Source organism: Brevundimonas sanguinis (genome assembly GCF_029636725.1).
Lineage (GTDB): Bacteria > Pseudomonadota > Alphaproteobacteria > Caulobacterales > Caulobacteraceae > Brevundimonas > Brevundimonas sanguinis.
In genome coordinates this window covers 1,525,720-1,536,961 of record NZ_CP116770.1, presented here as the reverse complement: position 1 = coordinate 1,536,961, position 11,242 = coordinate 1,525,720, and the positions used below count along the sequence as shown (strand labels likewise).

Annotated in this window: 8 protein-coding genes and 2 tRNA genes; 4 read left to right on the top strand and 6 right to left on the bottom strand. The window is 67.7% G+C overall.

Annotated elements, in window-relative coordinates; all coding sequences use genetic code 11:
* Positions 1–32 precede the first annotated feature (32 nt).
* Positions 33–2,123 carry an ATP-dependent DNA helicase RecG gene (gene recG, locus PIB44_RS07715; RefSeq protein ID WP_278068908.1) on the top strand — a complete coding sequence of 697 codons (2,091 nt, stop codon included), beginning with the start codon at positions 33–35 and terminating at the stop codon, positions 2,121–2,123.
* Between the two features lie 35 nt (positions 2,124–2,158).
* On the opposite strand, the gene PIB44_RS07710 is transcribed toward recG, so the two are convergent.
* The 3 genes from PIB44_RS07710 to PIB44_RS07700 all read right to left on the bottom strand — a co-directional run bounded on the left by PIB44_RS07710 (position 2,159) and on the right by PIB44_RS07700 (position 5,236).
* Entirely contained in the window at positions 2,159–2,725 is a 567-nt protein-coding gene (locus PIB44_RS07710) for a DUF2497 domain-containing protein (protein ID WP_278068907.1), read from the bottom strand.
* Positions 2,726–2,894: 169 nt separating this feature from the next.
* Positions 2,895–4,469, bottom strand: a complete 1,575-nt coding sequence (locus PIB44_RS07705) for a TolC family outer membrane protein (RefSeq protein ID WP_278068906.1) — start codon at positions 4,467–4,469, stop codon at positions 2,895–2,897.
* Positions 4,470–4,606: 137 nt separating this feature from the next.
* A complete protein-coding gene (locus PIB44_RS07700) occupies positions 4,607–5,236 on the bottom strand; it encodes a protein-L-isoaspartate O-methyltransferase family protein (protein ID WP_278068905.1) in 630 nt (209 codons plus the stop codon).
* Between the two features lie 131 nt (positions 5,237–5,367).
* Between PIB44_RS07700 and PIB44_RS07695 the strand changes: the two genes are divergently transcribed.
* Positions 5,368–5,441, top strand: a tRNA-Cys gene (locus PIB44_RS07695).
* 49 nt (positions 5,442–5,490) lie between these two features.
* On the opposite strand, the gene PIB44_RS07690 is transcribed toward PIB44_RS07695, so the two are convergent.
* Entirely contained in the window at positions 5,491–6,306 is an 816-nt protein-coding gene (locus tag PIB44_RS07690) for a TrmH family RNA methyltransferase (protein ID WP_278070948.1), read from the bottom strand.
* Positions 6,307–6,417: 111 nt separating this feature from the next.
* On the opposite strand from PIB44_RS07690, the gene PIB44_RS07685 reads away from it, so the two are divergent.
* Positions 6,418–6,492 (top strand) — tRNA-Asn (locus PIB44_RS07685).
* A gap of 586 nt (positions 6,493–7,078) precedes the next feature.
* Entirely contained in the window at positions 7,079–8,323 is a 1,245-nt protein-coding gene (locus PIB44_RS07675) for a DUF6880 family protein (protein WP_278070945.1), read from the top strand.
* An 85-nt stretch (positions 8,324–8,408) separates the two neighbouring features.
* On the opposite strand, the gene PIB44_RS07670 is transcribed toward PIB44_RS07675, so the two are convergent.
* Positions 8,409–9,581 carry an acetyl-CoA C-acyltransferase gene (locus PIB44_RS07670; protein WP_278070944.1) on the bottom strand — a complete coding sequence of 391 codons (1,173 nt, stop codon included), beginning with the start codon at positions 9,579–9,581 and terminating at the stop codon, positions 8,409–8,411.
* Between the two features lie 9 nt (positions 9,582–9,590).
* Complete coding sequence (locus PIB44_RS07665; RefSeq protein ID WP_278070943.1) at positions 9,591–11,237, bottom strand: carboxylesterase/lipase family protein; 1,647 nt, start codon at positions 11,235–11,237, stop codon at positions 9,591–9,593.
* Positions 11,238–11,242 lie beyond the last annotated feature (5 nt).

Sequence of the window (11,242 nt, the reverse complement as noted above, 5' to 3'; positions counted from 1 at the left end):
AGACGCCGCTGCGCCAGCTATGCTGCACCATCATGAGGCCCGAGATTCTCTTTCCCCTGTTCGCGGACGTCACCACGCTGAAAGGCGTGGGGCCGCGCAGCGCGCCCCTGGTGCAGAAGGTGGCGGGCCCGCTGGTGCGCGACGTGCTGTTCCTGTCGCCCAGCGGCGTGATCCAGCGGCGCCGCACCACGGCGATGGAGGCTGTCGACGGCGAGATCGGCGTCTTCGAGGTGACGATCGATCGCCTGATACCGCCGCACAAGCACGGCGCGCCGATCAAGGTGCGCGCCATCGACGATACCGGCTTTATCCATCTGATCTGGTTCGCCGGATCGCCGCGCCATATCGAGAGCCTGGCCCCGCGTGGTTCGCGGCGTCTGGTGACGGGCAAGGTCGAGCGCTTCAACAGCGAAGTTCAAATCGCCCACCCTGACTACATCCTGCCGGTCGAGAAGGCGGATGAGATTCCGCTGTCCGAGCCGGTGTATCCGGCGACGCAGGGGCTGACCTCACGCCAAATCCGCAAGCTGGCGCAGGGCGCGCTGGCCCTCGCCCCCGAGCTTCCCGAGTGGCAGGAGCCGAACTGGCTAACGGCCCGGCGCTGGGCCGGCTGGCGCGCGGCGCTAGAGACCCTGCACGCCCCGACGAACGAGGCCGATCTGGCGCCGGACGCCCCGGTGCGTCAGCGCCTGGCCTATGACGAACTGTTCGCGCACCAGTTGGCCTTGGCGCGCCGTCGTCGCGCCCGCCAGATCACGCCTGCCGCCCGCATTACGCCGGGCGAAGTCTCCGCCCGCCTGCTGGCCGCCCTGCCCTTCGCCCTGACCAGCGCACAGGAACAGGCCGTCACGGAAATTCGCGCCGATCTGGCTTCCGGCGAGCAGATGGGGCGGCTGCTGCAGGGCGATGTGGGTTCCGGCAAGACAGCAGTCGCTGCCCTGGCCCTGGCCGATGCGGCCTCCAGCGGCTTTCAGGCCGCACTAATGGCGCCGACCGAGATTCTGGCGCGCCAGCACTACGACAAGCTGTCGCCGATGCTGGATCAGGCGGGCGTGTCCAGCCTGTTGCTGACAGGCCGCGACACCCCGGCCGAACGGCGCGGCAAGCTGGCCGCGCTCGCCTCCGGCGAGGCTCAGGTCGCCATCGGCACCCACGCCTTGTTCCAGGATGCGGTTCAGTTCCACCGGCTGGCTCTGGCCGTAATCGATGAACAGCACCGCTTCGGCGTGCGCGAGCGTCAGCGTTTGCAGGCCAAGGGCGACCCGCGCCTGGGCGGCGTCCACCTGCTGACCATGTCGGCGACGCCTATCCCCCGCACGCTGGAGCTAACGCAGTACGGCGAGCTGGAGGTGAGCCGCCTGATGGAGAAGCCGCCGGGCCGCACGCCCGTCACCACGGCTGTCCTGCCGCTCGCGCGCATCGGTGAGGTCGCGAAACGGCTGAAGTCGGCGATCGAGGCGGGCGCTCAGGCCTACTGGATCTGCCCGCTGGTGGCCGAATCCGAAGCCATCGACCTGGCCGCCGCCGAGGATCGGGCCGAAGACCTGCGCAAACTGCTCGGAACGGAGGTCGGCCTGGCCCACGGCCAGATGCCGGGCGCCGAGCGCGAGGCGGTGATGGCGCAGTTCGCGGAGGGCCGCCTGCCCGTCCTCGTCGCCACGACCGTGGTCGAGGTCGGCGTCGACGTGCCCAACGCCTCCATCATGGTGATCGAACACGCCGACCGCTTCGGCTTGGCCCAGCTGCACCAGTTGCGCGGGCGCGTGGGGCGCGGCGCCAAGGCCAGTTCCTGCATCCTGCTGTATGGCGGCGAGGACGGCGCGCTGGGCGAGACGGCGAAGGAACGGCTGGAGACCCTGCGCCGGACAGAGGACGGCTTCGTCATCGCCGAGGAGGACTTCCGCCTGCGCGGCGGCGGCGACCCGCTGGGCCTGAAGCAGAGCGGCTTCCCGGCCTATCGCTTCGCCGACCCGATCCGGCACCGCTCCCTGCTGCTGGCGGCGGCCGATGACGCGCGCCTGCTGCTAGGCCGCGATCCCGAGCTGACCAGCGAGCGCGGCCATGCCGTGCGCCTGCTGGAAGCCCTGTTCGACTGGAAAAACGAACGCCCCTCAGCGGACTGAGGGGCGTCGAAAAAAACTCGGCGGTGTTCGAGCGATCAGCCCGCGCTGCGGGCGATGCGCTCGACTTCCTTGCGCACCTGGGCCTCGACGATGGCCGGCAGATTGGCGTCCAGCCAGTCCTTCAGCATCGGGCGCAACATCTCGCGGACCATGGCCTCGACCGTGTTGCCGCTCATGAAAGGCATGTCGCCCGTGGCGGCGACAGGCTCCGGTTCCGGCTTCTGGAAGCTGGCGGCCAGGCCGGCGAAGGCCGAGGCGGCGCTGGCGGCGGCGCTTTCGCCGACCAGGGCGTCCGTCTCAGGCGCGGCGGCGACGGGCGCAGGCTCAGGTGCGACGACAGGGGCCTCGACCGGGAAGGGTGCTGCGTCGGCGACTTCCAGATCGCCGATGGCCTCAGCAGCCGGGGCCTCATAAGGCTCGGTCAGCTCAAGAACGTCTTCTTCGGCGGCCGCGATCGGAGCGGGCTCTGGTTCGGGCGCAGGGGCAGGTTCCGGCTCTGGCGCAGGGGCGGTCTCCGCCGGGGCGTCGTCTTCAGAAATAATCCGGCGAATCGACGCCAGGATTTCTTCCATCGTGGGTTCCTGAGCGGACTGGTCGGTCATGTCGGAGCCTTAAACCTCGGTGCTCGATCTCGATGATCACCCGCTGAACCGGAAAGGGCGCAGGGCGAACGGGCGCGGCCGATACAGACTCGCCTCGCCCCTGCCCTGTCGTCGCATCAACCTCGGCCGGAATCAACGAACGTTTTCATCCGTCCGCGCGGGCGAGGCCTCAGCCTTGCGGCGCCGTGCGAACGACCTCGCCCTTCAACTGGCGGTCGACTGGCGCGTCTTCGGCGTCAGCAGCGGGCGTCACAGCCGGCGCAGCGACCCGGTCCAGCGTCTCCAGCAGGCCGTCCCACGGCAGAGCGCCGCGATTGCGGATGGCGTTGTAGTTGTCGGCCGGATCATAGGCGTCGATAGCCGGGTCCAGGTTAGGACCGCCCAGCCGCCCCATGGCCGCCAGCAACTGAGCCTGAGCCACATATTCATTGCGGCGCGCGCTGGCCAGGGCGACCTCGGCGCTGCGCAGTTCCAGTTCGGCGTTCAGCACGTCCAGAGTGGTGCGCAGGCCGACCTGCGCTTCCTGGCGCACGCCCTCAGCGGCGACCGACGCGGCGCGGACGGCCTCCTGACCAGCGGCGACGCTGGACCTCGCCGAGGCGCTTTGAGCATAGGCCGAGCTGACCGCTTGCAGCACGGTGCGGCGTTGGCCCTCGACGTTGATCTGGGCGGCGTTGGCGCGCTCAAGAGCCTGCGCGACGCGCGACCGGTTCAGCCCGCCCGTGAACAGCGGCACCGAGACCGCAGCCCCTGCGGTGAAGCTGGTGCGGTCCGTCAAATCAAAGCCGGACAGGTCGTTGGCCACACCGCCGTAGGAGGCCGTCAGGCGCGCCGAAGGCAGATATTCCGATCGCGCGGCGGCCACGTTCGCCTCAGCCGCCTGCTGGGCGTACAGGGCGGCCAGAACGCCGGGGTTCTCAGCCAGGCCCACATCCATCGCCGCATCGAAATCCGACGGCAGACCCGGCAGGATCGGCAAGGCCTGAAGGTTGGACGGCGCCTGCCCCACCACGGCGGCGTAGGCCGCGCGCGACACGGATAACTGCGCCTGAGCGCCGGCCAGGTCGGATTCGGATTGCGCCAGACGGGCTTCTGACTGGGCCACGTCGGTGCGGGTGATCTCGCCCACTTCAAAACGGGCGTTCGATTCGTCCAGCTGGCGACGCAGGACCTGGAGGTTCTCCTGGCGGATCCGCAGGATCTCCAGATCGCGCACGACATCGGCATAGGCCTGGACGACCGAAGTCATCACCTGCTGCTCGACCTGACGCAGGTTTTCACGGCCCGCCATGACGTTAGCCTCAGCAGCCGAAATGCCGTGCGACACCCGGCCCGCCGTCCAGATGTTCTGGCTCAGGCTGACGCTGGCGCTGGCTCCGTCGCTTTCGATCGTGCCGCCGCTGGTGGTGGTGCTGCCCGGCAGCGTGCCCGTGGCGTCCGGCACGCCGTCGCCGTTCGTATCGATCGGGATGGTCTGGCCGGGAATGGTCGTGGTCACGCGATCCGTGCGGGTGCGGCTGTAGTCGACGCCCGCTGAGGCGTTGATGGTCGGCCGCAGCCCGGCGCGCGCCTGAACAATGGATTCGTCCAGGGCGCGTTGATTGGCGCGTTGGGCCAGCAGGGACGGATTGGTTCGATAGGCCAGACCGATCGCTTCCTGGAGCGACTCGGCCAGAGCCGGCGTCGCCCCCATCGTCAATGCGACCAGAGCGACCGAAGCGAGCGCGCGCGAGCGTTTCAACATGAACCTGTCCCTGCCTGACGCCCCCCGTTCGGCGCGCCTGTAGTGCCTTCTAACGGCGTAGTTGGCGGCTAGCCTCGCCCGACGCCAGTTAAGTTTTTTTCACGCAGCGCGATGCCGATTCCGTCGCGAAGCAGGCGTTAAAGCGCAAACGCCGGCGCCGGCGTCATTTCCGGCAGCAGGTCAGGCGCCGCATCGAACAGTTCGCGGCGTGACACGCCTTCACGGCCGCGCACATAAAGAACCGCCGCGCCGCTGGCGCCGTCGCGCTCCACCACGGCCAGACGGCCGCCAGGACGCAGGGCCGCGATCCAGGAATCGGGACGCTCGATCACCGCGCCTTCGCTGACGATCAGGTCATAACCTTCACCCTGCGGCTGGCTCAGCGGCGCGACCGCCGTCTCGACGCCGGCCTCGGCCAGGGCCGCGCCGACCACGTCGAACACGGCCGCATCTGATTCCTGAGCCGTCACCTGCAGGCCCATCTGCGCCAGCACGGCGGCGGCATAGGGGGCGGCGATGGCCAGCGCCTTCTCGCCCGAACGGGCGTCCAGCCCCTGCAGCAGCTTGGCCACATCGCGGGGCAGCATCAGGCGGCGACCGTTCACGATCTCCGGCTCGACGTCGGCATAGGCCGAGAAGGCGCGGTCAGGGGCGCAGAATCGCTCGCGCTGCACAGCGCCGATGGCGGCGTGCAGTTGGCGGTCGGTGACGTCGTTCACGCGGACTTGCGAGTCCAGCATCACCTTGCGGGCGGCGGCGAAATCCATAATCCGAAGTCCTTCAGGTCGGCTTAGGCGAAGAAATGTGACGCGCTTATAGGTCCGTGCGTTGCAGCGGACAATCCGATCTGATAGCTGACGGCCCTCGCGATGGCGGGGCCTCTGGAAACGGGGGCCACGGCCTGATGGCGGAGTGGTGACGCAGAGGACTGCAAATCCTTGCACCCGGGTTCGATTCCCGGTCAGGCCTCCATCGCGATGAAACATCGAGAAAGCCGTCCCTCGGGGCGGCTTTCTTGTTTTCAGCCTTCAGCCAACTTCACCGTCGTGATGTGATGCAAGGCCACGGCGCTGGTGGCCGCCACGTTCAGCGAATCGAATCCTCCCGCCATGCGGATGCCGACGGGGCGGCAGCGCGCGATGATCTCCCCCGGCAAGCCCGGCCCCTCGCTGCCCAACAGAATCGCAGTGCGTGGCGCGGGCGCCAGCTCGGCCAGCGCCTGATCCGCCGACGGCGTCAGAGCCAGAACCTCAAATCCTCTACCCTGCAGCAGATCGACCATGGCCTCAGCGTCCAGTCCCGTCGCCATGGGCGTGCGCAGGACCGCGCCGACCGAAACCCGGATCGCCTTGCGGTAAAACGGATCGCAACAAGTCCGATCCAGCAGCACCGCCCCGGCTCCGAAGGCGGCGGCGTTACGAAACAGCCCGCCCATATTGTCGTGATTGCCGATTCCGCACGCCATCACGACCACGGCCCGCTCCGGCAGTCGATCCAGTAGAGCGCCCGGCTCGACCGGGTCCGGCTTGCGGCCTAGGGCGAGGATGCCCCGGTGCAGGTCAAACCCCGCCACAGCGTTCAGAACCGCTTGGGGCGCCACATGGACGGGCACGTCCGCTGGAAGACGCTCCAGCACCTCGCTCAGCCCCTCCAGCCGCTTCTCGGCGATCAGAACCGATACGGGCGCACAAAGAGAGGCCCCGGACGCCAGGACGCGCAGAACCACCTCTCCCTCGGCGACGAACAGCCCCTGCCGCCCGGTCAGGTCGCGTTCCTTCACATCACGAAAGGGAGCGACGCGGGGGTCATCAGGATCGAAAACAGTGATCGGAGTCATGCCGACCCTTGTAGCGCAGGGCTTTGCGAAAAAATTTGGCGATTTCTGCGTTTTACCCGTTGCATGAATCGAAAAGGCGCTGCTATACGCCGGCCTCCCCCGAGGGGATGTTCCGCGGTAGCTCAGTGGTAGAGCAGCCGACTGTTAATCGGCTGGTCGTAGGTTCGAATCCTACCCGCGGAGCCACTCGGGGGATTGATATCCCAAACAATCTGACGACGTGGCCGGAGCGCCCCGTTCTAGCTTGGCCGTTTAGAGCGGCGTTTAGAACGGTACTTTTGGACGCAATTGTTCCACGTTCCCTTTCGCTTCACATTGTCTTGAGCGCGAAGCCAAACCGCGTCGCTACGGTGATGAAGTAGCGGGGCGGATCCCCGGCGCTTCCAAGGCATGATCGATCTCTTTTCAGGGAGGCATCATGGGACAGTTTCCGGTGAAGCGGTTTCTGCGCATATCTGAGGCGGGGCGGTATCTCGGACCATCCGGCCGCACGCTCGAAAAGCATCGCACCTACGGCACAGGCCCCGTCTATCGGAAGCTTGGCGGCAGGGTCGTCTACGATATGGAAGACCTTGCCGCGTGGGCTGATCGCGGCCTCCATCGATCGACCAGCGAATCCCACCTGGGTCCTCACCCCGCAGCTCCGCGTGGAGAAAGCGCACCTCCCGCCCGACACTGAGAGGCTCCAGGATAGCAAGGGGGACGACGAATCGTCCTTGGCGCACGTGCTATAGCTGCCCCTTGGACGACCCCGCTCCTCCCAAAGGACCTCATGGCGCGACAACCCAGGATCTCGACCAGGCTTTCCGCAGCCAACCTCGTCCACCTCGGGGCGCCCCGCCTGGCGGACCTGCTGATCGAGGCCGGCGCGGGGAACGCCAATCTCAAGCGCCGTCTTCGTCTTGAACTGGCGGCCGAGGCCGGGCCCGACCTCCTCGCCCTTGAGATCGACAAGCGCATCACCGCCGTCTCCGTCGCCCGTACACGTGTGTCGTGGCGCAAGCGCGGCGAACTGATCGATGATCTGAACACGCACCGCGACATGATCGTGGGGCGCCTGGCGCCCGAGGCCCCGGGCGAGGCGCTCGCCGTCCTCATTCGCTGGTTCGACCTCTATCCTGGCCTGGCCGCCCGCGTGAAGGACACCAAGGGGGAACTGCCCGCCGCCTTCGAGGCCGCCGCGCCGGATCTCTTCGCTCTTGCCGAGACCGTAGACGATCATGCATTGCGCGACCTGATCGACGCTCTGGGCCGACGTCCGCAGGCTTACGCGCGCTGGGTCTTAGCCGCCGGCGAGGCCCTCGGCCCGCTTACGGCGCGTCGGCTGCTGGCCAGTCTAGACGCTTCGGCCACGAAAACCCCGTCGGGCCGCAACCTGCTTCGCCGCCTGGCGGACAAGGCGGAGGACCTCGACCTCTGGCTCTCGCTCGTCACGCCGGAGCAGGCCGGGTCGCCCGACATCGCCGCCGACATCGCCCGCCGCCTCCTTGCCGCGGGACGGATTGCGGAAGCCCGCGCCGCCCTCGAAGGCGTCCTGAACCCTTCACTGCTGAATCGTCGCTGGACCTTCGGCCACAATCCGACGGACGGCGCCCCGCGCCTGACCCCGGCCTGGGAAGCCGCATCCATCGACGTGCTCGACGCCGAAGGACACCGCCAGGAGGCCCAGGATCTGCGCTGGAGCTTGTTCGAGCGCGACCTGTCGGCGCCCGTTCTTCGGGATTACCTCTCGCGACTGCCCGACTTCGATGATGTCGAGGCCCTGGACCGAGCGTTCACCCACGCCGCGACCCATCCGGACTTCGAGGCGGCCGTGCTGCTGCTGATGGATTGGCCCGCCCACAGGGAGGCGGCGGCGCTCGTCCTGGCGCGTCCCCGTGAAGCCCGGCTGCCCCGACCACAGTCAGGCGACTGGAAGGCGCGCTTGGCCCAGCGTTATCCCGAGGCCGCCGAAGTCCTCACAAACCAGTCGCCTTCCCCGTCCCTGAAGAAGCTCCGGCGGCCCTCGGGCCATTGAGAATAGCCGGCAGAAAGGGTCGTTGCCGGTCTCGGCAAGAAGCCGCCTCGCTCGGCCAATCCTCACGCAGCGATTTGAGACACACTCAGAGGACCTCGAACAGCCCCGCCGCGCCCATGCCGCCGCCGACGCACATGGTGACGACGGCATAACGTTCGCCCCGGCGCTTGGCTTCGATCAGGGCGTGGCCAACCATGCGGGCGCCCGACATGCCGTAGGGATGGCCGATCGAAATGGCGCCGCCATTGACGTTCAACCTGTCATCCGGAATGCCCAGACGGTCGCGGCAATACAGCACCTGGACCGCAAAAGCTTCGTTCAGTTCCCATAGGCCGATGTCGGAGACCTTGAGGCCGAAGCGCTCCAGAAGACGCGGCACGGCGAAGACGGGGCCTATGCCCATTTCGTCCGGTTCGGTGCCCGCCACGGCCATGCCGACGTAGCGACCGAGGGGCTGCAGACCGCGGCGCGCCGCCTCCCCTGCCTCCATCAGAACACAGGCCGAGGCCCCGTCTGACAGCTGGCTGGCGTTGCCCGCCGTGATGATGCCGCCCTCGATCACTGTGCGCAGGCCCTGCAAGCCCTCCAGCGTGGTGTCGGCGCGATTGCCCTCGTCCTTCTCGAGCGTGACGTCGCGATAGGAGACCTCGCCCGTGGCCTTGTCCACGACCTTCATGCGGCTGGTCAGGGGCACGATCTCGTCGTCGAACTTGCCCGCGGCCTGGGCCGCCGCCGTGCGTTGCTGGGATTGCAGGCCATAAGCGTCGCACGCCTCGCGCCCGATGCCATAGCGCTGTGCCACCACCTCGGCGGTTTGCAGCATGGGCATATAGGCGTCCGGCGCCTGGGCCAGAACTGAAGGGTCCGTGCTGACCCGCAGGGCCGCGTCCTGGACCATGGAGATGCTTTCCACCCCGCCCGCCACGACGATGGGCATCTGGTCGGTGATGATCTGCTTGGCCGCCGTGGCTATGGCCATGAGGCCGGAGGCGCACTGCCGATCGATGGTCATACCCGCCACGCTGACGGGGAAGCCGGCCGCCAGCGCCGCCGTGCGGCCGATGGTGTGCTGCACGCCCTGCGGCAGCGCCGAGCCGATGATGCAGTCGTCGATCTCAGCCGGATCAATACCGGCGCGGGTGACGGCGGCCTTCAGCGCATGGGCCATCAGGGTCGGCGACGGGGTGTCGTTGAAGGCCCCACGATAGGCCCGGCCGATCGGGGTGCGGGCGGTCGAGACGATTACGGCTTCACGCATGGCGGGTCCTCACTTGGCAGGGGTGTTGAAGGCGGGCGAACAGGTTTCAGTCTGCGGCACGGATGGAGCAATCAATCCGATATTCCAGAACCACGCCAGGTCGCCGGCGGCTCGGAGGCGACAGACCACCTCTTCATGCAACTCGTAGCCATTCTGAGTTTTGATGCGCGCCGCAGGGCGGTCGTCGACGTGCAGATAGGCCTGGGCGTCGCCATAGGCGGGCCAGTCGCTCTCTCCCTCGGCCATGGGGCGGCCCGTCTTGACGAAGCTGGCCCAGTAGCGGGTCATAGCCTGGGACAGTCCGTCTTCGTCCGGGGTCGCAGGCGGGCGCGGCCAGTAGGCGGGCAGGCGATCGGCTGTCCCGAACACGTAAGGGATTTCCGAAGCGTGGAAGGCCCGCAGATTATGGGCCTCCTGGGCGGGGTAGCCGTGATCCCAATAGTAGAGATAGCTATTTAGCCCGACTTTCTGCTGGCCCTCGACCAGCCGCTCGGCGCTCCAGCCATACAGACCGTCTCGCGTGGCCGCCAACATGGAGGCGTCGAGGTCCTCCCCCGGATAGAGCTCAAGGAAGGGACCGGCCAGATCGCCATAGCGGGTCCGGATCTCGCGGATCCAGTCCTCCTGGGTCTCGGGCTTTGGCGGCAGGAGAATCCGCAGGGAGCGGATTTCACCCTCATTGAAGCCCGCCAGAACCGGCGTCTTGGCCTGTTCGCCCGCGTCGATGGCGTCGATCACCTGCTTAGGGAGGATGTGGCCGTCCACGGTCCCCATGGGGAAGTAGCCGGTCGCCGGCAGCTTGGCCAAGATCTCGTCGGCAGAGAGGGCGCGAAGCTCGTCAGCGGTCTGGGCCCCCAGCGCCGTGGCCACCGTCGTCCCCGCCAGTTCTGAGTCCGGCCAGCCGACATAGGGCGTGTCTCGCAACACAGGCGAGGTGATCATATAGGGGCTTTGGGCGATGGCGCCGTGGAACAGCCCCTCGGCCCTGGGCGAGGTCATCAGGTACATGACGCTGAGCGCGCCCGCGCTCTCGCCCGCGATGGTCACGCGACCGGCGTCCCCGCCAAAGGCGGCGATGTTGTCCCTCACCCATTCCAAAGCCGCGACCTGGTCCAGCAGACCATAGTTGCCAGAGATGTTTTCTGGCGTCTCGGCGCTCAGGGCCGGGTGGGCCAGCCAGCCGAACGGGCCGAGGCGATAATTGATGGTGACGACGACCAGCCCCTCGCGAGCCAACGAGGCGCCGTCGTAAAAGGGCTCGTGCCCTGCCCCCATGCTCAGCGACCCGCCGTGAATCCAGACCATCACGGGCAGGTCCTTGGCGCCCCCTGGCGCCCAGACGTTGAGGTAAAGGCAGTCCTCGCTGATCGCTTCATAGTCGGCGACCGGCGTCCTGGCCTGCATGCAGGCCGCGCCGAAGCGTGTGGTGTCCTGCACCCCGCTCCACGCCTCCACCGGCTGAGGCGCGCGCCATCGCAAGTCGCCGACGGGCGGCTTTGCGAAGGGAACGCCCTTGAACACGGCAAGGCCGCCTTCGACCTGACCCCTGACCTGACCGGCCGTGGTCATCGCCACCGGCGAACCGGCCAGGGCCGTCGCCGGCAGCAGGGCCAGCGACAACACGCCCGCGACAAGGAAAGATCGAAGACGGCTCATCTGCA

Coding starts and splice junctions, on each gene's coding strand:
- PIB44_RS07690 (WP_278070948.1), bottom strand. CDS start 6,306: ATGACTCCGATCACTGTTTTCGATCCTGATGACCCCCGCGTCGCTCCC.
- PIB44_RS07665 (WP_278070943.1), bottom strand. CDS start 11,237: ATGAGCCGTCTTCGATCTTTCCTTGTCGCGGGCGTGTTGTCGCTGGCC.
- PIB44_RS07700 (WP_278068905.1), bottom strand. CDS start 5,236: ATGGATTTCGCCGCCGCCCGCAAGGTGATGCTGGACTCGCAAGTCCGC.
- PIB44_RS07675 (WP_278070945.1), top strand. CDS start 7,079: ATGGCGCGACAACCCAGGATCTCGACCAGGCTTTCCGCAGCCAACCTC.
- PIB44_RS07710 (WP_278068907.1), bottom strand. CDS start 2,725: ATGACCGACCAGTCCGCTCAGGAACCCACGATGGAAGAAATCCTGGCG.
- PIB44_RS07705 (WP_278068906.1), bottom strand. CDS start 4,469: ATGTTGAAACGCTCGCGCGCGCTCGCTTCGGTCGCTCTGGTCGCATTG.
- PIB44_RS07670 (WP_278070944.1), bottom strand. CDS start 9,581: ATGCGTGAAGCCGTAATCGTCTCGACCGCCCGCACCCCGATCGGCCGG.
- recG (WP_278068908.1), top strand. CDS start 33: ATGAGGCCCGAGATTCTCTTTCCCCTGTTCGCGGACGTCACCACGCTG.